The following is a 21,370-nucleotide window of genomic DNA, read 5'->3' as shown; positions in this document are numbered from 1 at the left end:
GTTACCCGCTTCCCCCACCGGCTGGCCAACCGGCGCGCCTTCCCCCACCGGCTGGCGAACCGGCGCGCCTTCCCCCACCGGCTGACGAGTCCGCATCCCCACCGACTGGCGAACCGGCGCGCCTTCCCCCACCGACTGACGAGTGTGCGGCGGCTCCCCACGGGCTGACCAGCGGTACCCGCTTCCCCCACCGGCTGACGAGTCCGCATCCCCACCGACTGGCGAACCGGTGCGCCTTCCCCCACCGACTGACGAGTGTGCGGCGGCTCCCCCCACGCGGTTACCAGATCCAGTGCCCAGATTTCGTCACACGAGGGGGGAAGGCAGACGGGGTTGGTCACACCAGGGGGGAAGGCGACCGTACCAGCGCAAGCGAGGCCCGGACGGGGCTGGTCACGCCCGGGGAAAGCAGACGGGGTTGGTCACACCAGGGGGGAAGGCAGACGGGGTTGGTCACACCAGGGGGGAAGGCGACCGTACCAGCGCAAGCGAGGCCCGGACGGGGCTGGTCACGCCCGGGGAAAGCAGACGGGGTTGGTCACACGAGGGGGGAAGGCAGACGGGGTTGGTCACACCAGGGGGGAAGGCGACCGCACCAGCGCAAGCGAGGCCCGGACGGGGCTGGTCGCACCGTGGGGGGAGGCGGGCCGTGCGTGTCGAGGAAATCGGCCAGGTCGCGCCACAGCGCGATCCGCAGCGGCAGCGGCATCCCGTTGTTCGCGCCGGACGGCCCCGGCAGCACGAACCCGGGCAGCCCGGCGACCGGCCACGGCGTCGAGCCCCAGGGCCCGGGACGCAGCCCGCGCAGTCCCGCGCCGCGCGCGTACGCGCCCGCGGCCGTCGCGCTGACGAACGCCACCGCCTGCGGCCGGTACCGGCGGAGCTTGGCGGTGAACTCGCGGATGTGCCAGTGCACGGTGCGTTCCCGGCCGAGCACCTCGACGCTCTTGTGCAGGTCGGTCAGACCGAGGCCGTAGCGCACCACCAGCCTGTCCTGCTCGGGCGTGAGCAGTTCCGCGGTGAGCCCGGCCTCGTGCAGCAACTGCCAGAACAGGTTGCCGCGGCCGGCGTAGTAGTGTCCGCGAGCCGGCGCCGCGGGCGCGGTCCCGACGATCACGACGCGCAACCCGCTGGTGAGGACGTCCGGCAGGGCCATGTCAGTGCGCGTGCCGTCAGTCGCGACCGACGTGCGTGTCCAGCCACTCGACGACCGGGGCCATCGCGCGCCACGCCTTGGCGATCTCGGTCTGCGCGCGTGAGGTCGCCAGCCACGCCGGGCAACCGAACTCGCGCCCCAGCGTCAGCGACTTGTAGCGCAGCAGGTCGGCTCGCGGGTGGTCCTTCGGGTAGCCGCTGGGCACCCGGGTGATCGTCGAGCCGCCGAGCGTGAGCCGGGCACGCCGGGTCTGCGCCAGGGCACGCTCCAGCGCCGGGCCGGCCACGTCGTCGCCGACGGCGCGACGCAGTCGCTCGACCTGCGCCGACGAGGTGTCCCAGTACCCGCCTGCCACGAACAGCCCGGCGGCCGAGACGTGCAGGTAGCGCGAGGACTCGCCGAACCAGGCGCCCTGGTGCGTCTTGTACGGCGTCTTGTCCTTGCTGAACCGGACGTCCCGGTAGGGGCGGAACAGTTTGGCCGAGCCGAACTCGGGGGCCAGCGCGGCGACGAGTGCCTCGAGCGGGCCGCGCACCGACTCGTCGTAGACGCCCTTGTGCGCGGTCCAGAACGCCTTGGTGTTGTCCGCCTCGAGGTCCTCGTAGAAGTCCAGCGCCGTGACGGGGATGCCGGTGAAGGTCATGACTCGGCCAGCGACACGTGCAGCCGGACCTCGCGCAGTTCGCCGGCCCCGGTGTCAAGCGCGCGCACCAGCCCGTCGGGCGCCCAGCCGGCGGACAGGTAGAACTCGCGCGACGCGGTGTCCGCCTCCGGGATCCACACGATCGCGCGCTGCATCCCGTCGGCGCGGGCGTGGTCCACGACCGCGGCGAGCAGCCGGGACCCGTGCCCCCGCCGTCCCCAGCGCGGCTCGACCAGCAGCGGGCTGATCTCGATAGTGCCCTCCGGGACGGCATCCTCGGCAGGGGCGGCTTCCGCGGGGTCAGCGTCCCCGGTCGGCGGCTCGGCCGCGACCGTGTCGGCGGCGGGGCCGAAGCCGGCGAAGCCGACCGTCCAGGTCTGCTCCTGCGCCACCAGCACGTGGTGGCGCGGCGACGGCGGCTCGAGGACGGCATCGCGCCAGGCGGCGGCGGCCAGCTCGGGGGTGAGTGACTGCAGAACCGGATCGGGCAGGATCGAGCCGTACCCGGTTCGCCACGTCTCGACCTGGATCCGGCCGATCTCGTCGGCGTCACCTTCCCGCGCCGCGCGCACGCTCACATCGGCCATGCGCCCGAGACTAGTGACCGGGCGGTGCCACCTGGTCGACGGGCGGGAACTCGTCTTCGCCGAGGGCGTTCCCCAGCACGTGCCCGGCAGCCACCACCACGAGCCCGGCGAGGATCAACAGGAAGCCACCGAGCGGGACGGTGTCGGAGTCGATCTGGTCGAAGACGATCACTAGCACGCCGGCGCCGACCACCGCGGCCCACACCCAGGTGGTGAATCGGCGTCCGGTTCGCGCGCCGTAGCCGGCCAGGGCGAGCCCGAGCAGCACGAGGAGCACGCCGGTGCCGGTCGCGTTGTCGATCTCCGCTGCGAGCGCCCCGATGCCGACGCCGGTCGCGACGAAGCCGCTGACCGCCAGGGCCACCGACATGCCGTGCCGCCCGGACCGGTCCAGGTAGTAGCCGATCGCGTAGTAGGCCAGGCCGAAGATGAGCGAGATCGCCGCGATCGTCGCCCAGTCCGGCCGTCCCGAGCTGGCCGGCAAGGGCGTCAGCCGGCCGATCGACCCGGTCGCGAGCCCGGTAACACCGCTGGACTGGGACTTGTCGAGCAGGTAGGCCCACAGCTCGAGCGTGGCCAGCCCCAGGTAGAACGCGTGGCCGCGGGCTCCCGGGACGTACACGTAGCTGATCAGCCAGATCACGATCGACACGATCACGACCGCATCGCTGGAGGCGAGCGAGCTGCTGTGCAGGTCGAGGGTGAGGAAGGTGAGGGTCACCGGGACGCCGAGCGCGCTGCCGGCGACTCCGGCGGTGGCCAGCGGCCCGTGCTTGCGGCGGATCGCCAGGACGTAGCCGATGACCACGACGAGGAACGCCAGGCCGGCGCCGAGCAGCCGCCGGCTGTCCGAGCCGCTGGTGCCGCCCGAGCCGAAGCTGCCCTCGACGACGTAGTCGCCGCCCCAGACGATCACGCCGATGATCGCCAGGGCCACTCCGACACCGGCCAACGCGACACCGAGCCGCGGATCCGGACGGCGCCAGGCGCGCGGGCCGATCCGCTCGATCGGTCCCGGGCCCCGCGGCGGGCCGGACGGGGCCGGTGGGTAGGGCGGGGCCGGTGGGTAGGGCGGGTAGGGGGGCTCGGCCCCGGACGGGTACTGCGGACCTGCGCCGGCCGGCTGCTGCGGGTACGTACCGTACGGCTGCTGCGCGTACCCGCCGGACGGGTACTGCGGACCTGCCCCGGACGGCTGCTGCGGGTACGGGCCCTGCGGCTGGGCGCCCGAAGGTGGGTAGTACGGCTGATCGGGACCGGTCATGGCCGTGAGGTTACTGTGCGCGAGCTGATCGACTTCGTAGCCTGTGGACGGCGCGTCGTGGCCGGCCGCTCAGGCCAATGCGGCCAGTGCTCGGGGGTCCGGATCGGGATCGCACGGCAATCGCTCGCGCAGCGCCGCGTAGACCTCCGCTCGCGCGATGTCCCTGGCCCTGGCTTCGGCCGGCAGCCGGTCCAGCATCTGCCACGACGAAGAGGTGGTCCAGCTGCTCGGCGGTCGGTGGTTCGGGGCGCCACGCGCCACGCCCGGCACTCCTCCAGCGTGGGGCCTTTCACCGGCGGCGGCAGGGGGCGGGGACGGCGTCCAGCGCGTCGAGAAGCCCGGCGAGGCGCTGCAGGTCCTCCTCGTCCGGCGCCGGCACGACATCGAGGTCATTGGGCACGAGGGCGGCACCGTAGATCGCGGCGACCGTCGAACCGCTCATCACCCAGCGCACCTGCCGGCGATCCAGTTCGCGGACCATCAGCGCACTGCGGGCCGCCGGCCGCGCCGGCGGATCGGTCAGGGTCTCGGGCTGGCGGCGTCGGACTCGGCGAAGGCGTCTGCTTCGGCGCGCTCGATGCGCCGCTTGCGCAGGTGCAGCGCGACGTAGCCGAGAACCACGAGCGCCACGATCGCGAGCGGTGCCCAGGTCAGCGTCCTGCCCACGGTGGACAGCGACTTGGAGAAGGCGAACCCCAGCAGGACGCAGCCCGGCGCCCAGATCAGTCCACCGGCGACGTTCCAGACGACGAACGTGCGGTAGCGCATGCTGCTCATCCCGGCCATCGACGGCACGAGCGCACGGAACAGTGCGGTGAGCCGCCCCAGCAGCACCGCCTTGCCGCCGTGCCGCACCAGGAAACCGTCGACCATCGCCCAGCGGTGCTCGCCCACCCAGTGCCCGAGCCGGGACGCGCGCAGCGGGGGGCCGAACTTCTTGCCGAACTCGAAGCCCACCGAGTCGCCGGCCACGGCGCACAGCACGGCGACGACGATCATCACCCACAAGTTGAGCTTGTGGTGCGCGCAGAAGACGCCGGCTACCAGCAGTGCGGTTTCGCCCGGCAGCACCATGCCCACGAGGATTGCCGCCTCGGCGAAGCAGAGCGCCCCGGCGATCACGTAGAGCCACGCGCCGACCGCGTTGCCGACCGACTCGACGAGGTGTTCGAACACTCCGGCATCCTGCCACGTCCGCCCCATCCACCGCGCTGTCCTCGAGCGCTCTGCCGCCCATGGCACGCTCTGCGCCCGTCCTGCTGTCGGCAGCGACGCATACAGTGCGGCCATGGCCGTCCCGCCCCGTCGCGTGCGTGCGCTCTCGGCGTCGCGGGCGCGGCGCATCGCGCTCGCCGCCCAGGGTTTCGCCGACCCGCGGCCGACCGGCCGGGTCGACGCACGGCACCTGCGCCGGGTGCTCGACCGCATCGCGATCCTGCAGATCGACTCGGTCAACGTGTTCTCCCGGGCGCACTACCTGCCGGTGTTCGCCCGGCTCGGGCCGTACCCGCGCGCCCTGCTGGACCGGCTCACCGCGTATACCTCAGCCCCGGTGCGGCCGGAACTGTTCGAGTACTGGGCCCATGCCGCCTCGCTCGTTCCGGTGCGGTACCAGCCGTTGCTGCGCTGGCGGATGGAGCGCGCGCACATCGAGCCCTGGCCGGCGATCCGGCGCATCGCACAGGAGAATCCCGGCCTGCTCGAGGACTGCGTCAGGCTGGTCACCGAGCAGGGCCCGATCCGCGCCGGCGACACGGGCATCGCCCGGCCGGCTCCGCGTCCGGGGCACATGTGGAACTGGCACGACGGCAAGACCGCGCTGGAGTACCTGTTCTACGCCGGTCGGGTCACCACTGCGCGCCGCGTCAACTTCGAGCGGTACTACGACCTGACCGAGCGGGTGCTACCGTCCGCGGTCCTGGCAGCGCCCACGCCGTCGCGGGCCGAGGCGACCCGCGAGCTCGTCCGGCTGTCCGCGCGAGCCCTTGGAGTGGCGACGGAGCCGGACCTGCGCGACTACTTCCGGTTGAGCCACCACGACTGCAAGGCGCGCGTCGCCGACCTGGTGGAGACCGGCGAACTGCTCCCGGTTGCGGTGGACGGGTGGTCGGCGCCTGCCTACCTGTGGCACGAGGCGAGGCAGCCGCGGCAGGTCCGTGCTCGCGCCCTGCTGTCGCCGTTCGACTCGCTGATCTGGTTCCGCGAGCGTGCCGAGCGGCTCTTCGACCTGTACTACCGGATCGAGATCTACACGCCGGCGGCCAAGCGCGTGCACGGCTACTACGTCCTGCCGTTCCTGCTCGGCGAGTCGATCGTCGCGCGTGTCGATCTCAAGTCCGACCGCCAGAGCGGCGTGCTGCGCGTACAGAGCGCGCATTCGCAAGACGGCGCGGACCCGAACGTGGTCGCGAACCAGTTGGCCGCCGAACTCGCGCTGACAGCGCAATGGCTCGAACTGGACGGCATCGAGGTCATGCCCCGCGGCGATCTCGCGCCCCGGCTGGCGAAGGCGGTCGCCGACATTTAGTACGTTGTTGCTTACTATATCGTAAGCACATGCGTACCACTTCACGCGAGCTCAGGACCGAGGCCGCGACCGTGTGCCGGGCCGCGACCGCGCTCGCGTCCCGTGCCCGGGTTGAGCGCGCCGGCCACCTCAGCCTGAACCAGACCGCGGTGCTCGGCCGGCTGGTCACCAATGGCTCGATGACGCCGGGCGATATGGCCGACCAGCTGCGCACCCAGCCGCAGTCGCTCACCCGGACCTATGCCGCGCTGGAGGCAGCGGGCTACCTGGAGCGCACCGCCGATCCGACCGACGGCCGCCAGTACCTGCTGGTGTTGACGACCGCGGGCCGGCGCGCCCTGCGAGCGGAGTTCGCGCCACGCGATGCATGGCTCGCCCGGGCGATGGCGCAGCTGCTCGACGATGCCGACCGCGACGTGCTGGTCCGGGCCGCCGCGGTGATGCGACGGCTGGCCGACTTCGAACCCGGCGGCGCGGTGACGGAGCGATGACGGCGGCCGCGGCCGCCCAGTTGCGTGATGCCGACGCCGACGCGGACGTCGCAGACGCCGTCCCGCTGCGGCGCATGGCCGCCCTGTTCGCGCCCTACCGATGGGCCGTGTTCGCGCTGCTCGCACTAGCGGCCGTCCAGGCGCTAGCCAACGTCGTCTCGCCGTTCCTGCTGCGCGAGATCATCGACCGGGCGCTGCCGGAGCGAAGTGCGGCGCTGGTCAGCTGGTTCGCGGGCGGCATGCTCGTGGCCGCCATGGCCGCCGCCGGGCTGGGTGTCGCGACCACCTGGCTGTCCAACCTGATCGGGCAACGCGTGATGCACGACCTGCGGGTGGGCGTCTACGCGCACCTGCAGCGCATGTCGCTGCGGTTCTTCACCCGCACCCGGGCCGGCGAGCTGCTGTCGCGGATCGGCAACGACGTCGGTGGCGTCGACAACGTCGTCACGAACACCGCGAGCTCGACGATCCAGAACGTCTTCACCGCGCTGGCGGTCGCGATCGCGGCGTTGATCATGGACTTCAGGCTCGGCTGCATCTGCCTGATCGTCGTGCCGCTGTTCCTGTTGTTCTCGATGCGGCTGGGCCGCCGCCGCCGTGCCATCGCGCGCGGTCGGCAGCGGCGGCTGGCCGGGCTGACCGGGTTGCTCGAGGAGTCGCTGTCGGTCGCCGGCGTGCTGCTCACCAAGACCCTTGGCCGGCAGCAGGCGCTGACCGACCGGTTCGCCGCCGAATCCCGGGAGCTCTCGGACACCGAGATGGCGGCGGCCATGAGCGGCAAGTGGGTGCTCTCCACCCGTCGCGCCAGCCTCACGATGATCCCCGCGATCGTCTACTGGATCGCCGGCGTCGCGCTGGCCAACGGCGCCGCGACGATCACGATCGGTACCGCGGTGGCCTTCACCAGCATGCTGAACCGGCTGGTCGCGCCGGCCACCGCGCTGCAGAGCATCGGCGTCCAGGTGTCCACGTCGGTCGCTCTGTTCGGGCGGATCTTCGAGGTCCTCGACCTGCCCGTCGACGTGGTCGAGGCGCCCGGCGCGCGCACGCTGGCCGAGGTGCGCGGCGACGTTTGCCTCCAGGGCGTCAGCTTCCGGTACGACGACGCGGGGGAGTGGACGCTGCGCGACATCGAGCTCGAGGTGCCGGCCGGGCGAACCACTGCGATCGTGGGCGAGACCGGTTCCGGCAAGACCACGCTCGGCTACCTGGTTGCCCGTCTGTATGACGCGAATCAGGGCGTCGTCAGCATCGACGGCGTCGACGTGCGGGCGTTGAGCTTCGGCTGCGTGTCCGACGCGGTCGGCCTGGTCGCGCAGGACACCTACCTGTTCCACGACACGATCGCGGCCAACCTGCGTTTCGCTGCACCGGACGCGACGGACGCCGACCTGACTGAGGCTGCGCGCGCGGCGCACATCCACGAGTTGATCAGTGCGCTGCCGCACGGTTACGACACGGTCGTCGGGGCCCGTGGGTACCGGTTCTCCGGCGGCGAGCGGCAGCGGCTGGCGATCGCCCGGATGTTGTTGCGCAACCCGCCGGTCCTCGTGCTGGACGAGGCGACGAGCGCCCTGGACACCCGCACCGAGCGGGCGGTCCAGGCCGCACTCGACGAACTCGCCAAGGGGCGCACGACGATCGCGATCGCCCATCGGCTCTCGACGGTGCGCGGTGCGGATCAGATCGTGGTGCTCGACCGTGGCCGCATCGTCGAACGGGGTACGCACGCCGAACTGCTCGCGGCCGGTGGGCACTACAGCCGGCTGGTCGGCGAGCTCGATTAGCGCACTGCGTACGCGCGGATCACCTGGGTGGTCGAAGCGCTGCCGTGGGTGTCGGTCACCGTGCTGCGCAGGCTGACGTAGCCCGACTGCGGGTTGTGCACGACCGCCGACCAGCCGGAGGCGGCGTGCCGCACGCGCAGCCGGCGCCAGGTGTGGCCGCCGTCGGCGGGTTCCCGCGCCGGGACCGTGCGGGCGTCGCGATCAGCCTGCGGCGGCGAGGAACTCGAGCACCCGCTGGGTGAGCAACTGGGCGGCAGCCGCGTCGTAGGAGGGCAGCGACGCGTCGGCGAACAGGTGCGCCGATCCGGGATAGAGGAACAGTTGCGCGTTCTCGGCCTCTTCGATCAGGGCTCGCGCCGCCTCGATGTCACCCTCGTCGACGAAGAACGGGTCGGCGTCCATCGCGTGGATCTGTGCCGGCACGCCGTCCGGCCAGGCGCCGAACATCGATGTCGGGACGCACGAATGGAACAGCAGCGCGCCGCGCGCGCCCGGCCGGGTCTGGGCCAGGCGCTGTGCCGGGATGACGCCCAGCGAGAAGCCCGCGTAGACGGCGTCCGCCGGCAGGTTCTCGGCCGCCTTCACCCCGCGCCCGGAGATCTCGTCGAAGCCGGTCTGTTCGACGAAGGCCATGCCCGCCTCGATGCTCTCGAAGGTGCGCCCCGCGAACAGATCTGGGGTGTGCACGGTGTGCCCGGCGGCGCGCAGCGTGTCGGCGAACCCGGTGACACCGGGCGTCAGCCCCTGCACGTGGTGGAACAGCACGACGGTGGCCATGCGGTTGCCCTTCAGCCGAGGCGGGCGCGGTTCGCCCGGCGAAGGCCCTGACTGTTGCGCACGGTGCCGACAACGCCTCGGACTATGCGGCGCGGTACAGCCGAATGTCCCCACTGCCGGTGCGCGCCCGCACCATGATCGGCTCACCGGTGCCGCGCGGCGCGTCCTCGATCGGCAGGTCGGAGCTGACCTGGCCCGAGCCGGTGGTGACGTCCAGGCGCGCGGGCCGGCCGGCGGGCAGGCCGATGCTCATCGGGCCGGATCCGCTGGCCAGATCGACGTCGCCGTGCACCGTCTCGAGCGAGGCGCTGCCCGAACCCGACCGGCTGCGCACCGAGCCGTGCACCTCCTGCACCCGCAACTCGCCGCTGCCGCACGCACTGTTCAACGAGCCGTCGATCGAGCCGAACTGGGCGCGCCCGGCACCCGAGCGTGCCTCGACCGAGCCGGTCACCCGTATGACCTTGCAGTTCCCGCTGCCGTAGCGCACTCGCAGGTCGCCGTCGACGTGCTCGGCCGTGATGTTCGCCGATCCGGTGGCGATGTCGGCGCCACCGACCCGTCCGCTGACCACGACGTCCGCGGAGAACGTGCTCAGCTTGACCGCGGTGCCACTGGGCACGTCGATCACCACGTCGACCGCCTCGTTGCCGCGGGTGCCGAAGATCGGCAGGTCGAAGATGCCGCCCTCGCGCGGACCGAGCACCGACAGGGTGGGGCCGTTGAGTTCGATCGTGTAGCGCTCCGCGACGTCCGATCCCTTACGGCGCGGGGTGATCAATACCCGCGCCTCGGTCAGCTCGTCCAGGGCGTGGACGGTGAGGCTGCCGCGGCCGACCCGCGCCTGCAGGTTGATCGGGCCGGTCAGCGGAAAGGTCTTCGTCGTCATTTGTCGTCTCCTGCTGCTAGCCGTTGATCCAGCCGGTGACCCGGTGGACGTTGGTGGCACGCCGGCCGGCCTGGCCGCCGCGCGCACCGAAGTCGGGACCGCCCGGCCAGGTCGGCCAGGTCGGGCTGAGCGCGCTGTTCGCAGCGCGCACCAGCCAGGTGTTCACCGAGACGCCGTCGCGGCCCGCGGCCTCCTCGACCTCTGCCTTGAGGGCCTCGGACAGCCGCAGCGAGATGCGGGCGGTCGCGTCGCCGTCGTCCGCGCGGGCCGCGGCGGGCTCGGGGGGTGCGGCCGTCACCTCGACCCGCACGTCGTCGCCGTCGAGCCGCACCGAGACCGTCGGCGAGCCGGGGGAGTCGAGCAGTGCCGCGGTGATCTCGTCGGCCGCCGCGCCGAGCGCGTTCATGATCGCGAGCCGCATCGCCGGGGCGGCCCCGGCGGCCAGGGTCCCGGCGATCTGCTGGGTCCGCTCGTCACCGAGGGCCGCCGCCGCGCCGAGCTGGTCGTGTACTTGCCGTACGTAGTCGTCCAGATGCATGATGTCATCATGACATCACTCACGGCGCCACCGCAACGTCTACTCGGCGTCATGCTGGTCCGTCCTGCCCTCCCGCGGCCGGCGGCTAGGGTGAGGACGCCGGGCGAGTCAGCGCGCCCGGCGGTCGAGGAGGTGCAGCCCGCCGTGCCGGAACCGGCTCAGCTGCGCGTGGTGCCGATCGCCTGGACCCACTTCGAGCCGCCGCCGGACGTCCCGTGGGAGACCGACGCGGACGGCGGCCAGGCGCTCAGTGAGTTCGCCGGGCGGGCCTGCTACCAGTCCTGGTCCAAACCGAACCCGGCCACCGCCACCAACGCCACCTACCTGCGGCACATCCTGGATGTCGGTCACCTGTCGGTGCTCGAGCACGGCACCGCCAGCTTCTACGTGACGGGCGTGTCCCGCTCGCTCACCCACGAACTGGTGCGGCACCGCCACCTGTCCTTCTCCCAGCTGTCCCAGCGGTACGTCGCGATGGGCGCCGGCGAGGTCGTGGAGCCGGACGTGATCGCCGCCGACCCGGTGCTGCACGAACGATTCGCGGCCGCCACCGAGGCGACCGGCACGGCCTACCGCGAGCTGCTGGCCGGCCTGGAGGAGCGGCTGGCCGGGTCGCCGGACGCCACCCTGCGCCGCAAGCAGGCCCGGCAGGCAGCACGCGCGGTGCTGCCGAACGCGACCGAGACCAAGCTCGTGGTCACCGGCAACTACCGTGCCTGGCGGCACGTCATCGGCATGCGCGCGTCGGAGCACGCCGACGTGGAGATCCGGGCATTCGCGGTCGCCGTGCTGCGCGAACTGCGCCGGATCGCCCCGAACGCGTTCGCCGACTTCGAGATCACCGCCCTGCCGGACGGCACCGAGGTCGCCTCCAGCCCGCTGGTCACCGAATCCTGAGGCGCCACGCGGTATTTTTGGCCCATGCCCGCTGCTGCTGACCCGGCCCGCCCGTTCGGTCGCCTGCTCACCGCCATGGTCACCCCGTTCGACGTGGCGGGCGGCCTCGATCTCGGCAGGGCGGTCGAACTGGCCGCCTACCTGGTCGACGAGCAGGGCAACGACGGGCTGGTGATCAACGGCACGACCGGCGAGTCGCCTACGACGTCGGACGCCGAGAAGGCCGACCTGGTGCGCGCGGTCGTCGACGCGGTGGGCGACCGCGCGCACATCGTCGCCGGCGTCGGCACGTTCGACACCGTGCACACCATCGCCGTCGCGGAGCAGGCCGCGAAGTCCGGCGCGCACGGGCTGCTGGTGGTCACGCCCTACTACTCCAAGCCGCCGCAGGCCGGCCTGCTCGCACACTTCCGGGCCGTCGCCGACGCGACCGAGTTGCCGATCGTGCTCTACGACATCCCCGGCCGAAGTGGCGTGCCGATCGCGACCGAGACGTTGATCGCGCTGGCCGAGCACGAGCGCATCGTGGCGGTCAAGGACGCGAAGGGCGACCTGCCGGGATCCGCTCGGGTGATGGCCGAGACGTCCCTGGCGTACTACAGCGGCGATGACGCGATGACGCTGCCGCTGCTGTCGGTCGGGGGCGTCGGGGTGGTCGGCACGTCCACGCACTTCTCCGGGGCGGCGACCAAGGCGATGATCGGCGCGTTCGAGCGCGGCGAGGTGGCCGAGGCGCTCGCCCTGCACCGCAGGCTGCTGCCGATCTACACCGGGATCTTCCGCACTCAGGGCACCATTCTGGTCAAGGCCGGGCTGCGGGACCGGGGCATGGACGTCGGGCCGGTGCGGCTGCCGCTGGTGGACGCGACCGAGCATGAGCTGAGCCACCTGCGCCAGGATCTGGCCGCCGCCGACCTCTGACCACGGGACGCCCGGCCGCGACACCGTCCGGAACTCCCTGATAACGGTCGAGTTCAGGGTTAGGGTTTTCCGGTGGCAACCGCAACACGCACGCGAGCCCCTGCCCGCAAACCGGCAGCCGGGCGGCGCACGCCCGGCTACCTGGTCCCGTTCGCCCTGCTCGGCCGGGCGCTCGCGGCGATCTGGCGGGCGCTCGCCGCGATGCTGGGCAGCCTCGCGCGCGCCGTCGGCCGCAACGCCGCCACCGCACGCGACCTGGAGGCCGAGCACCGCCGCGACGGCCTCGCGCTGGGCGTGCTCGCCGTCGGTCTGATCAGCGTGATGGCGATGTGGTTCGCCGCCGCCGGCCCGCTCGGGCGCGGCCTGACCTCGCTGTGCCGGTTGCTGGCCGGCAACGGCGCGCTGCTGCTGCCTGTCGTACTGCTCGCGTCCGGGGCGCATCTGTTGCGGCAGGCACCCGAACCCGGGTCGCGCGGCCGGTTGGTCGTGGGAACGACTGCGGTCACGCTCTCGGTGCTGGGGCTGTTCGACCTCTGGGCCGGCTCGCCGGGCAGCTCGCACGGGCGTGATCACGCCGGCGGGCTCATCGGCGCGCTGGCCGCGCAACCGCTCGCGAGCGGGCTGTCCGCCGCGATCGCGGTGCCGCTGCTGCTGATCGTCGGCGCGTTCGGCATCCTGGTCGTCACGGCGACGCCGATCAGCGCGATCGCCGGGTACGTCCGCGAGCTGGTCACCGGCCGTTCCAGTGACGCAGCCGCCGATGACGAGGCCGACTTCGTCGAGCAGCCGGTGCAACCGAAGGCGCGCCGCCGGCTGCGTCGGGCGCCGGCCGACAGCGACCTGACCGAAACCACCGATCTGAGCGAGCTGTCCGACCTCGACGAGCCGACAGCGGACCTCGACGAGCCGCTGCCCCGGCCGCGCAAGCCGCGCAAGCCCAAGATCGTCGAGGACGACCTGCCGCCGATCAACGCGCCGCTGCAGCTGGAGCTGAGCAACGGCGGCGGCCTGTACACCCTCCCGTCGCTGGCCACGCTCGCCCAGGGCGCCCCGCACATGGAGCACACCCGCGCGAACGACGAGGTGATCGCCTCGCTCACCCAGGTGTTCACCGAGTTCGACGTCGACTGCGCCGTCACTGGCTTCAACCGCGGGCCGACCGTCACCCGCTACGAGGTCGAACTCGGGCCGGGCGTAAAAGTGGAGCGGATCACCAACCTGACCCGCAACATCGCCTACGCGGTCAAGAGCGCCGACGTGCGGATCCTGTCGCCGATCCCCGGCAAGAGCGCGGTCGGCGTGGAGATCCCCAACGCCGACCCGGAGATCGTCATGCTCGGCGACGTGCTGCGCAGCTCGGTGGCGCAGCGCGATCACCATCCGATGCTGGTCGCGCTCGGCAAGGACGTCGAGGGCGGCTTCGTCGTCGCGAACCTGACCAAGATGCCGCACCTGCTCGTCGCCGGCGCGACCGGGGCGGGCAAGTCGAGCTGCATCAACACGCTGATCCTCTCGATCCTGACCCGCGCCACGCCCGAGCAGGTGCGCATGGTCCTGGTCGACCCCAAACGAGTCGAATTCGCCGCCTACCAAGGGATCCCACACCTGGTCACCCCGGTGATCACGAACCCGAAGAAAGCCGCCGACGCCCTGCAGTGGGTCGTGCGCGAGATGGACATGCGCTACGAGGACATGGAGCACTCGGGCACGCGGCACATCGACGACTTCAACAAGAAGGTCGTCAACGGCGAGCTGGTCGCGCCGCCCGGCTCGGAGCGCGTCTACAGCGCATATCCCTACCTGCTGGTGATCGTCGACGAGCTGGCCGACCTGATGATGGTCGCGCCGCGCGACGTCGAGGACGCGATCGTGCGGATCACCCAGCTGGCCCGCGCCGCCGGTATCCACCTGGTGATCGCCACCCAACGGCCGTCCGTCGACGTCGTCACCGGGCTGATCAAGGCGAACGTGCCGTCACGGCTGGGCTTCAAGACCTCCTCGGTCACCGACTCACGGGTCATCCTGGACCAGCCCGGCTCGGAGAAACTGCTGGGCAAGGGCGACGCGTTGTTCCTGCCGATGGGCGCGTCCAAGCCCGCCCGCATGCAGGGGGCGTTCGTCACCGACGTGGAGATCCGCTCGATCGTCGAGCACTGCAAGGGGCAGTTGCAGCCCAGCTACCGCGAGGACGTCACGGCGCCGGCAGTGGCCAAGAAGGAGATCGACGAGGACATCGGCGACGACCTAGACCTGTTCCTGTCGGCGGTCGAGCTGGTCGTCTCCACCCAGTTCGGCTCGACGTCGATGCTGCAGCGCAAACTGCGGGTCGGCTTCGCCAAGGCGGGCCGGCTGATGGACCTGATGGAGTCGCGTTCGATCGTCGGCCCGTCGGAAGGGTCCAAGGCGCGCGAGGTGCTGGTCATGCCGGACGAGCTGGCCGGCCTGCTGTACGCGCTGCGCAACGGCGGTAGCGCCGACGACCTGGTCGCAGCCGACGAGGACGAGGAACCCGACGAGGACAGCGAAGAGGGCGCCGAGACCGGCGCCCTCTGAGGGTTCTCGCTGCGCGGTGCGGTTCAGCCGGCGCGGTGGCGCGGGCTGTAGAACATCCGGAGCAGGGACAGCGCCCTGGCTCCTGGCTTGCGGTGCCTGCCGACGTACAGCTCCTCGTCGGTCGCGGCATGCGTGCCGACGGTCGCCGGCGTGGCAGCCGACGCTGGCGGCCACGCCCGGAACTCGACGCGATCCACAGTGGTCACGGTGATCACCTCCGTGGGGCAGACGCTAGCTGTTGAGGCGGCTGTGACACGTGAGGCGCGCGGTACTTTTGTTAAAGGTGAAGCAGCATCCGGGTGTTGCCGAGCGTGTTCGGCTTGACGTACTCCAGGCCCAGGAACTCGGCCACGCCCGGGTCGTACGAGCGGCGCAGCGCGTCATAGGTGTCCGGGTCGACCGGGGCGCTCTCGATGGGGTGGAAGCCGTGCCGGGCGAAGAAGTCGACGTGGAAGGTCAGCGCGAACAGCCGGGACAGGCCCAGTTCGCGCGCGGTGTCGATCAGCCGGTCGATCAGCACGGCGCCGATGCGCTGCTTGACGTGCTCGGGGTGCACCGCCAGGGTGCGCACCTCGCCGAGGTCGGACCACAGCACGTGCAGTGCGCCGCAGCCGACCACGGTCCCGTTCAGCTCGGCGACCAGGAAGTCCTGCACGTCCTCGTACAGCGTGACGAGCTCTTTGGCGAGCAGGCGTCGTCCGGACCCGGCGTAGATGTCCACGATCGCCTTGACGGCGGGGACGTCGGGAGTGCGGGCGCGGCGGACGAGCACGGTATCGGGCACGCCCAGAACGGTATCGCCGGCCCGCCTGATCAGTTGGCGGGGTAGCCGTCGGCAAAGGGAATGCCGGTGGCCCTGGCCAGCGCAGCGGCGAGTTCGGGCTCGACGAGTACGGCCCGGCTTCCGGCATTGACGGTGCGCTGGCCATTGCAGGCTGCGAGCTGCGCGATGGCCTCGACATCGCCGGCGCGCGTGTGGGCTATTAGCTGCACGCCGTCATGACGGTCGACCTGGTCGCAGGACGGCAGGTTTGGCTGTGGCTGCGGTGCCGGCCATTTCGGAAGCAGCGCATTGACCGTCTGTGCGATGTGCCGGCCACCGGCGCCGCCGACCTGTGCGGATGCAGCGAGTCGATTGGAGATGTACCAGCACACGCTCATCCGGTCCAGGCCGCTCGTGGGCAACGGCAGGCCGTGGAGCTGGATGTTCGCCGGGTCCGGGATGTTCCGCGGCAGCGCGCGATCGAGGTCGGTGTTCGTCGCCCGGCAGCCGTTGCGGTCGACGGGTACCGCGTGGGCGCTGCGCAGGATCTGCATGGTGGCTTTGCTGTCGAGGTTCGCCACTGTCAACTGTGCGCCGTGCTTCGGCCAGATCAGGGTGGTGCTCGTGGGGCCGGATCGACCGGTTGAAGCCGCGCTCATCGGGCAGGCAGGCTCGCGGTCCAACCTGATCGGGTGGGCGCAGCTGTTCGAGCCGGGATGGCCTTGCGGTGTCGTGATGCGAACGAGCGGTACGGACTGCTGCGGCCCCGGGCACAAGCTCGAGGTGGGAATCGGCCGGAGCACCTTGGTTCCGCCTGCGCACGGGTTGTCGATCCCGAAGGTGCGGGGTACGAAGATCTCGACGCCGAGGGCGTCGACCGGCTTCATCCCGGCCGGGACCGCTGGCTGCTCCACCGCGCCAGGCAGCGGCGGTGCCGACTGCTCGTCCTTGCCACGTAGGGCGAACGTGACACCGACGACGGTGAGCACGACCGCGGCGGCGGCCAGCGGCGCCAACCAGCGCACGCGGCAATGCCGATACGGCGCAATGTCCGGTGGCTCCTCATCCTCGTCCCACGGCGCTCCCTGCGTCACGGTCGCGGCGCGCGCGGCCAGCGTCTTTCGCAGCACCTCGCCGATCTGGTCGTCGTTCATGGCCCGTCCTTGCTGAACTCGGGCAGCCGCCGCAGGGCGGCGAAGCCGCGCGCGGCCAGGCTGCGCACCGTCCCCTCGCGGCAACCGAGCGTGGTGGCGATCTGAGGGTCGGAAAGGTCGAGGTAGTAGCGCAGCACCAGCACCGCTCTCTGGCGCTCGGGCAGGCCCTGGAGCGCGTGCCACATGGCGTCCTGCTCGAACCGGTCCGCGGCCGGCGCGGGGGCGTCGGGCACGCTGTCGGTGACCCGTTCGGACGCTGATCGCTTGCGCGACTGGGAGATGTGGGCGTTGACGATCGCCTTGCGGGCGTAGGCGACGGGCGCGGCCAGGCTCAGGGTGCCCCCGAAGCGGCGGTGCAGCGCGAGGAACGCATCCTGCACCAGATCCTCCGCACGCTGGCGGTCGCCACAGAGCAGGTAGGCGAAGCGGGTCAGCGCGACCGACTGCTCGGCCGCGAAGTCCGCGAGGGTCTGGTCGCCGCGCAGCGTGCCCTCCCAGGTCCCGAGCACCGGTGCTCCCACATCAGTCAGGACGCGATGAGCAGGCCGATCCGCTGCAGTCACTCCAGCCAGTCGTCGCCGAAGGTCGCCGCGATCAGGTCGTGATCGTGCGCCGGCACCACGGTGATTCCGGCCGGCACCCTGGACAGCCGGACCACCGTACGCCACGCGGCGTCCGGCTCGGTGTCGGCGAGCCGGGCAGTGGCCGGACGCTGACGCGGCGGCTTGAGTTGCGCGCTGTTCCAGACCGCGTCCCCGGCGAGCAGCAGCCGCCGTCCGGAGCGCAGCGTCAGCAGGATCCCGACGTGCCCTGGCGTGTGGCCGGACAGATCGCACAGCAGAACGGTGCCGTCGCCGAACACGTCATGGCTCGACGGGAAGGACAGCATCGGCGGTCCGTCGAGTGTGACCGCCTCGAAGCGCACGCCCTGCAGCGACGCGCGCGAGAACCCGGGCGGAGCGGCGGCGTCCGAGTCACGGACGCGCGCGACCGTCTCCAGTTCCGCCGCGCTGATCCGCGCCGGCAGTTCGGGCAGTTCGGCAAGGCCGGAAACGTGATCCCAGTGCACATGGGTGAGCAACGCGAACTGCAATGTGGCCGGGTCGATTCCCGTCTCGTGCAGCGCGCCGGCGAGGCCGAGCCGCGGCGGCGGCCCGGCGAGCACCTTGCGCGCCAGGGCCGGCATGTCGGACAGGTGCCGGGTGTGCGCGTCGGCGCAGATCCCGGCGTCGGCGAGGAAGGTCGCCGACTTGTGCTCGACGACGAATGCCCCGATCGCCATCCGTGTCGTCGCCGGACGGAACCGGCCCTCGATCACGCCTGCCGTCGGGGCGTCCCACTGCGTCTGCACCAGCGCGCGTACCCGGACGCCGCCCTCGGCCGGCGGCGGTTCGGTGCTGCGCAGGTCGGCCAGTTCCGCGCCGGTCGGCTGCCGCGGCCGGGTCAGCCCGGTGGCGGTCGCCGGCAGCGTCCGCAGCACGTTCTGCAGGAATTCGCTCACCTGCTGAACGTATCGTTCGACACTCGATCAGGGGCAGGTTGCTGGTGTCTACGACACGCGGCGCCGCCGCCAGCGCGCAGCACGGCACGGTGCTGCCAGCGCGCAGCGCGGCACGGTGCTCCGCCGTGGCGGTGCGCGAGCAACGGCCCCAGTCGGCATCCCGCATGCCCACCGTCGTGCAGACCAATCGGGCTCTGCGCGCAACTGTGCATGCAGAGCCCGATGTGCCCGGACCTGTGCGCTGGAATTTCGTGCTCTGCGCGCAACTGTGCATGCAGAGCCCGATACAGCAAGACGCATGAGCCGTGTTAGCGGCCGAGGCCGGGCAGGGCCGAGACGTCGACTTCCGCGGTGCCGGTCGCGGGAAACGTCCGCAGCACGCCACGCAAGAACTCGCTCACCTGCTGAACATGTCGCTCAACACGCGATCCGAGGCAGGTTGCGGGTGTCGATGACACGCAGCGGCGCCGGCCCGCCGGTCGAGGCGAGTGCGCCGCCGAAATAGGCGACGCCGTAGCCGGACCCGGCCACGCCGGTCGTGCACAGGCCGGTCGTCGCGATCGAACCGGACCGGGTGTCCAGCACCTCGATCGCGTCGGACACGTCGTACCGATGGAAGAACACGAAGGTCCCCGCAATTGCGTCGACGGTCACCGTGCCGGCGCGCTGCTCGAGCTCGCGCGTGATGGCGCCCGGTGTCGGCTCGGTATCAGTGTCGGTCGTGTTCGGGTCGACGTGCCGAACCCGGCCGGTCGTCCGCGCAGCGCTCGGGCCCGGTGATCACGCTCCCTGCGACGCGGTCGGGCAGCCGAAGTGTTGCAGTCGCGCGGGTAACCTGCACAGGTGCCGTCCCCCTCCCGCTCCGTCGCCCTCGTCACCCTGGGCTGTGCCCGTAACGAGGTCGACTCCGAGGAGCTGGCCGGGCGGCTCGGGGCCGGTGGCTGGACTGTGACCGACGGGGACGACGCCGACGTCGTGGTGATCAACACCTGTGGGTTCATCGACTCGGCCAAGAAGGACTCTATCGACACCGTGCTCGCTGCGGCCGAGAGCGGCAAGAAGGTGGTCGCCGTCGGTTGCCTCGCCGAGCGGTACGGCGCCGAACTGGCTGCCTCGCTGCCGGAGGCGGATGCAGTTCTCGGGTTCGACTCGTACGCCGACATCGCGGCGCGATTGGACGATCTCGCCGCCGGACGTCCGGTACCCGCGCACACACCGCGGGATCGCCGCACCCTGCTGCCGGTGGCCCCGGCGCACCGGCCGGCCGCGGTGGCGGAGGTGGCCGTCCCCGGACACGCCTGGCTGCCTTCGGGAATGGCCCGCAAGCGGCTGGACGACTCGCCCACCGCGTACCTCAAGCTCGCCTCCGGGTGCGACCGGCGCTGCTCGTTCTGCGCGATCCCCTCTTTCCGCGGCTCGTTCGTCTCGCGGCCGCAGCAGGACCTGCTTGGCGAGGCGCGCTGGCTCGCCGAGTCGGGTGTTCGCGAACTGGTGCTGGTGAGCGAGAACTCCACGTCCTACGGCAAGGATCTCGGCGACCTGCGGGCGCTGGAGTCGCTGCTGCCGGATCTGGCCGCCGTCGACGGCATCGAGCGCATCCGCGTCTCCTACCTGCAGCCGGCCGAGCTGCGGCCATCGCTGCTGGCCGCGATCGCCGGAACGCCGGGCGTCGCGCCCTACTTCGACCTGTCCTTCCAGCACGCCAGCGCGCCGGTGCTGCGCCGAATGAAGCGCTTCGGCTCGACCGAGGCGTTCCTCCAGCTGCTCGGCCGGGTGCGGGAGCTCGTCCCGGACGCAGGGGCGCGCAGCAACGTCATCGTCGGGTTCCCCGGCGAGTCCGAGGCCGACGTTGCCGAACTCGAGCGGTTCCTGACCGGGGCGCGGCTGGACGTGGTCGGTGTGTTCGGCTACTCCGACGAGGACGGCACGCAGGCCGCCACCTACGACGGCAAGCTGGACGCGGCCGAGATCGCGGCCCGCGTCGAGCAGGTGAGCGCGCTCGCCGAAGAGCTGATGTCCCAGCGCGCCGAGGACCGGCTGGGTACCCGCGTCGAGGTGCTGGTCGAGTCCGTTGTCGACGGCGAGCTCGTCGGTCGAGCCGTCCACCAGGGCCCCGATACCGACGGCACGACAACGCTCACCGCCGGATCGAACGCCGCGCGCGGCCGGATCGTGCCGGCCCTGGTCACCGCGACGGAGGGCATCGACCTGATCGCCCGTCCGGACGGCCAGCCGTGGTGAAGCCGCCACGCACCGACGGCGTGCTGCGACCGCGTACGCCGCTTCCGGACGATCCGATCGCCGACCCGCCGAGCGCGGTATCGACGTGGAACCTGGCGAACGGGCTCACCGTGTTCCGGCTGGCCCTCGTCCCGATCTTCCTGCTCGCGCTGTTCGCCCGCGGCGGGGACGACACGCTGTGGCGGGTCATCGCGTGGGCGGTGTTCGCGCTTGCCAGCGTCACCGACCGGCTGGACGGTGAGATCGCCCGCCGTCGCGGTCTGATCACCGAGTTCGGCAAGCTTGCCGACCCGATCGCCGACAAGGCCCTGGTCGGGGCCTCGCTGATCGGGCTGTCCATGCTCGGTGACCTGCCGTGGTGGGTCACCGTGGTGATCTTGATCCGCGAGATCGGGGTCACCCTGCTGCGCTTCTGGGTGATCAGGCACGGGGTGATCGCGGCCAGTCGCGGCGGCAAGCTCAAGACCCTGCTGCAGGGCGTGGCCATCGGGCTGTTCGTGCTGCCGCCGTGGGGCTGGTTGCGGGACATCGCCTGGGTCGTGATGGTCGCCGCGATCGCGGTCGCGCTTGCCACGGGCGCCGACTACGTCAAGCGGGCCGTCGACCTGCGCCGGGTCGGCCGCGCGCGGAGGGCCAGCACCGCCTGAGCGCTCAGGAATGGCGAGCGCTCGCCGATCGTTA

At 71.7% G+C, this 21,370-nt stretch carries 25 protein-coding genes; 8 read left to right on the top strand and 17 right to left on the bottom strand.

The genetic code is table 11. The features are described 5' to 3' along the window. Positions 1 to 538: 538 nt before the first annotated feature. The 7 genes from M6B22_RS01650 to M6B22_RS01620 form a co-directional block, all read right to left on the bottom strand. Positions 539 to 1,156 (bottom strand): mismatch-specific DNA-glycosylase, encoded by a 618-nt coding sequence (locus tag M6B22_RS01650; RefSeq protein WP_269444029.1) that lies wholly within the window; start codon positions 1,154 to 1,156, stop codon positions 539 to 541. A 16-nt stretch (positions 1,157 to 1,172) separates the two neighbouring features. Then, positions 1,173 to 1,799, bottom strand: a complete 627-nt coding sequence (locus M6B22_RS01645) for a DUF2461 domain-containing protein (RefSeq protein ID WP_269444028.1) — start codon at positions 1,797 to 1,799, stop codon at positions 1,173 to 1,175. Next, positions 1,796 to 2,386 carry a GNAT family N-acetyltransferase gene (locus M6B22_RS01640; protein ID WP_269444027.1) on the bottom strand — a complete coding sequence of 197 codons (591 nt, stop codon included), beginning with the start codon at positions 2,384 to 2,386 and terminating at the stop codon, positions 1,796 to 1,798. Before M6B22_RS01640 ends, M6B22_RS01645 begins: the two co-directional genes overlap by 4 nt. A 10-nt stretch (positions 2,387 to 2,396) precedes the next feature. Further along, the gene (locus tag M6B22_RS01635; protein WP_269444026.1) at positions 2,397 to 3,650 is read right to left on the bottom strand and encodes a hypothetical protein; all 1,254 of its coding nucleotides are present in this window, start codon (positions 3,648 to 3,650) and stop codon (positions 2,397 to 2,399) included. A gap of 69 nt (positions 3,651 to 3,719) precedes the next feature. Beyond that, the gene (locus M6B22_RS01630) at positions 3,720 to 3,911 is read right to left on the bottom strand and encodes a hypothetical protein (RefSeq protein WP_269444025.1); all 192 of its coding nucleotides are present in this window, start codon (positions 3,909 to 3,911) and stop codon (positions 3,720 to 3,722) included. 28 nt (positions 3,912 to 3,939) lie between these two features. After that, positions 3,940 to 4,131: a hypothetical protein gene (locus tag M6B22_RS01625; RefSeq protein ID WP_269444024.1), complete on the bottom strand. Its 192-nt coding sequence runs from the start codon at positions 4,129 to 4,131 to the stop codon at positions 3,940 to 3,942. A 38-nt stretch (positions 4,132 to 4,169) separates the two neighbouring features. After that, positions 4,170 to 4,826: a DedA family protein gene (locus tag M6B22_RS01620; protein WP_269444023.1), complete on the bottom strand. Its 657-nt coding sequence runs from the start codon at positions 4,824 to 4,826 to the stop codon at positions 4,170 to 4,172. 112 nt (positions 4,827 to 4,938) lie between these two features. On the opposite strand from M6B22_RS01620, the gene M6B22_RS01615 reads away from it, so the two are divergent. The 3 genes from M6B22_RS01615 to M6B22_RS01605 are packed head-to-tail and all read left to right on the top strand — an operon-like array spanning position 4,939 to position 8,455. Then, on the top strand, positions 4,939 to 6,177 hold the full coding sequence (locus tag M6B22_RS01615) for a winged helix-turn-helix domain-containing protein (RefSeq protein ID WP_269444022.1): 1,239 nt from the start codon (positions 4,939 to 4,941) through the stop codon (positions 6,175 to 6,177). 29 nt (positions 6,178 to 6,206) lie between these two features. Beyond that, a complete protein-coding gene (locus M6B22_RS01610) occupies positions 6,207 to 6,668 on the top strand; it encodes a MarR family transcriptional regulator (protein WP_269444021.1) in 462 nt (153 codons plus the stop codon). Beyond that, complete coding sequence (locus M6B22_RS01605) at positions 6,665 to 8,455, top strand: ABC transporter ATP-binding protein (RefSeq protein ID WP_269444020.1); 1,791 nt, start codon at positions 6,665 to 6,667, stop codon at positions 8,453 to 8,455. Before M6B22_RS01610 ends, M6B22_RS01605 begins: the two co-directional genes overlap by 4 nt. On the opposite strand, the gene M6B22_RS01600 is transcribed toward M6B22_RS01605, so the two are convergent. The 4 genes from M6B22_RS01600 to M6B22_RS01585 all read right to left on the bottom strand — a co-directional run bounded on the left by M6B22_RS01600 (position 8,452) and on the right by M6B22_RS01585 (position 10,659). Further along, complete coding sequence (locus tag M6B22_RS01600; protein WP_269444019.1) at positions 8,452 to 8,589, bottom strand: hypothetical protein; 138 nt, start codon at positions 8,587 to 8,589, stop codon at positions 8,452 to 8,454. The genes M6B22_RS01605 and M6B22_RS01600 overlap by 4 nt on opposite strands. Before the next feature lie 67 nt (positions 8,590 to 8,656). Then, positions 8,657 to 9,232 (bottom strand): dienelactone hydrolase family protein, encoded by a 576-nt coding sequence (locus tag M6B22_RS01595; RefSeq protein WP_269444018.1) that lies wholly within the window; start codon positions 9,230 to 9,232, stop codon positions 8,657 to 8,659. Between the two features lie 82 nt (positions 9,233 to 9,314). After that, a complete protein-coding gene (locus M6B22_RS01590) occupies positions 9,315 to 10,121 on the bottom strand; it encodes a DUF4097 family beta strand repeat-containing protein (RefSeq protein WP_269444017.1) in 807 nt (268 codons plus the stop codon). A 16-nt stretch (positions 10,122 to 10,137) separates the two neighbouring features. Beyond that, complete coding sequence (locus tag M6B22_RS01585; protein ID WP_269444016.1) at positions 10,138 to 10,659, bottom strand: hypothetical protein; 522 nt, start codon at positions 10,657 to 10,659, stop codon at positions 10,138 to 10,140. A 144-nt stretch (positions 10,660 to 10,803) separates the two neighbouring features. On the opposite strand from M6B22_RS01585, the gene thyX reads away from it, so the two are divergent. The 3 genes from thyX (at position 10,804) to M6B22_RS01570 (ending at position 15,030) form a co-directional block, all read left to right on the top strand. Next, positions 10,804 to 11,556: an FAD-dependent thymidylate synthase gene (gene thyX / locus M6B22_RS01580; RefSeq protein WP_269444015.1), complete on the top strand. Its 753-nt coding sequence runs from the start codon at positions 10,804 to 10,806 to the stop codon at positions 11,554 to 11,556. Positions 11,557 to 11,580: 24 nt separating this feature from the next. Beyond that, positions 11,581 to 12,477, top strand: a complete 897-nt coding sequence (dapA, locus tag M6B22_RS01575) for a 4-hydroxy-tetrahydrodipicolinate synthase (RefSeq protein ID WP_269444014.1) — start codon at positions 11,581 to 11,583, stop codon at positions 12,475 to 12,477. A gap of 201 nt (positions 12,478 to 12,678) precedes the next feature. Next, positions 12,679 to 15,030, top strand: coding sequence for an FtsK/SpoIIIE family DNA translocase (locus tag M6B22_RS01570; protein ID WP_407935617.1), 2,352 nt, complete (start codon positions 12,679 to 12,681; stop codon positions 15,028 to 15,030). A gap of 23 nt (positions 15,031 to 15,053) precedes the next feature. Here M6B22_RS01570 and M6B22_RS01565 read toward each other — a convergent pair whose 3' ends face one another. The 6 genes from M6B22_RS01565 to M6B22_RS01540 all read right to left on the bottom strand — a co-directional run bounded on the left by M6B22_RS01565 (position 15,054) and on the right by M6B22_RS01540 (position 19,102). Further along, a complete protein-coding gene (locus M6B22_RS01565; protein ID WP_269444012.1) occupies positions 15,054 to 15,236 on the bottom strand; it encodes a hypothetical protein in 183 nt (60 codons plus the stop codon). A 71-nt stretch (positions 15,237 to 15,307) separates the two neighbouring features. Beyond that, on the bottom strand, positions 15,308 to 15,814 hold the full coding sequence (locus M6B22_RS01560) for an amino-acid N-acetyltransferase (RefSeq protein ID WP_269444011.1): 507 nt from the start codon (positions 15,812 to 15,814) through the stop codon (positions 15,308 to 15,310). A 29-nt stretch (positions 15,815 to 15,843) separates the two neighbouring features. Continuing rightward, on the bottom strand, positions 15,844 to 16,947 hold the full coding sequence (locus tag M6B22_RS01555; protein WP_269444010.1) for a hypothetical protein: 1,104 nt from the start codon (positions 16,945 to 16,947) through the stop codon (positions 15,844 to 15,846). Further along, positions 16,944 to 17,456, bottom strand: coding sequence for a SigE family RNA polymerase sigma factor (locus tag M6B22_RS01550; protein WP_269444009.1), 513 nt, complete (start codon positions 17,454 to 17,456; stop codon positions 16,944 to 16,946). The genes M6B22_RS01555 and M6B22_RS01550 overlap by 4 nt, the downstream gene beginning before the upstream one ends. Before the next feature lie 50 nt (positions 17,457 to 17,506). Continuing rightward, complete coding sequence (locus M6B22_RS01545) at positions 17,507 to 18,448, bottom strand: MBL fold metallo-hydrolase (protein WP_269444008.1); 942 nt, start codon at positions 18,446 to 18,448, stop codon at positions 17,507 to 17,509. Between the two features lie 417 nt (positions 18,449 to 18,865). Next, positions 18,866 to 19,102 carry a hypothetical protein gene (locus M6B22_RS01540; RefSeq protein ID WP_269444007.1) on the bottom strand — a complete coding sequence of 79 codons (237 nt, stop codon included), beginning with the start codon at positions 19,100 to 19,102 and terminating at the stop codon, positions 18,866 to 18,868. 189 nt (positions 19,103 to 19,291) lie between these two features. On the opposite strand from M6B22_RS01540, the gene rimO reads away from it, so the two are divergent. Further along, positions 19,292 to 20,689 (top strand): 30S ribosomal protein S12 methylthiotransferase RimO, encoded by a 1,398-nt coding sequence (rimO, locus tag M6B22_RS01535; RefSeq protein WP_269444006.1) that lies wholly within the window; start codon positions 19,292 to 19,294, stop codon positions 20,687 to 20,689. After that, positions 20,686 to 21,336, top strand: coding sequence for a CDP-diacylglycerol--glycerol-3-phosphate 3-phosphatidyltransferase (gene pgsA / locus M6B22_RS01530; protein WP_456237618.1), 651 nt, complete (start codon positions 20,686 to 20,688; stop codon positions 21,334 to 21,336). The genes rimO and pgsA overlap by 4 nt, the downstream gene beginning before the upstream one ends. Positions 21,337 to 21,370: the final 34 nt, after the last annotated feature.

It is taken from the genome of Jatrophihabitans cynanchi (assembly GCF_027247405.1).
GTDB lineage: Bacteria > Actinomycetota > Actinomycetes > Mycobacteriales > Jatrophihabitantaceae > Jatrophihabitans_B > Jatrophihabitans_B cynanchi.
Note: the sequence above shows the minus strand (reverse complement) of the source record. Positions and strands in the feature narration are given on the sequence as shown.

Excerpts from the sequence above, each read along its gene's own strand:
- M6B22_RS01650 (WP_269444029.1), bottom strand. The coding sequence starts at position 1,156 with ATGGCCCTGCCGGACGTCCTCACCAGCGGGTTGCGCGTCGTGATCGTC.
- M6B22_RS01645 (WP_269444028.1), bottom strand. The coding sequence starts at position 1,799 with ATGACCTTCACCGGCATCCCCGTCACGGCGCTGGACTTCTACGAGGAC.
- M6B22_RS01640 (WP_269444027.1), bottom strand. The coding sequence starts at position 2,386 with ATGGCCGATGTGAGCGTGCGCGCGGCGCGGGAAGGTGACGCCGACGAG.
- M6B22_RS01635 (WP_269444026.1), bottom strand. The coding sequence starts at position 3,650 with ATGACCGGTCCCGATCAGCCGTACTACCCACCTTCGGGCGCCCAGCCG.
- M6B22_RS01625 (WP_269444024.1), bottom strand. The coding sequence starts at position 4,131 with ATGGTCCGCGAACTGGATCGCCGGCAGGTGCGCTGGGTGATGAGCGGT.
- M6B22_RS01615 (WP_269444022.1), top strand. The coding sequence starts at position 4,939 with ATGGCCGTCCCGCCCCGTCGCGTGCGTGCGCTCTCGGCGTCGCGGGCG.
- M6B22_RS01610 (WP_269444021.1), top strand. The coding sequence starts at position 6,207 with ATGCGTACCACTTCACGCGAGCTCAGGACCGAGGCCGCGACCGTGTGC.
- M6B22_RS01605 (WP_269444020.1), top strand. The coding sequence starts at position 6,665 with ATGACGGCGGCCGCGGCCGCCCAGTTGCGTGATGCCGACGCCGACGCG.
- M6B22_RS01595 (WP_269444018.1), bottom strand. The coding sequence starts at position 9,232 with ATGGCCACCGTCGTGCTGTTCCACCACGTGCAGGGGCTGACGCCCGGT.
- M6B22_RS01590 (WP_269444017.1), bottom strand. The coding sequence starts at position 10,121 with ATGACGACGAAGACCTTTCCGCTGACCGGCCCGATCAACCTGCAGGCG.
- M6B22_RS01585 (WP_269444016.1), bottom strand. The coding sequence starts at position 10,659 with ATGCATCTGGACGACTACGTACGGCAAGTACACGACCAGCTCGGCGCG.
- dapA (WP_269444014.1), top strand. The coding sequence starts at position 11,581 with ATGCCCGCTGCTGCTGACCCGGCCCGCCCGTTCGGTCGCCTGCTCACC.
- M6B22_RS01570 (WP_407935617.1), top strand. The coding sequence starts at position 12,679 with ATGCTGGGCAGCCTCGCGCGCGCCGTCGGCCGCAACGCCGCCACCGCA.
- M6B22_RS01555 (WP_269444010.1), bottom strand. The coding sequence starts at position 16,947 with ATGAACGACGACCAGATCGGCGAGGTGCTGCGAAAGACGCTGGCCGCG.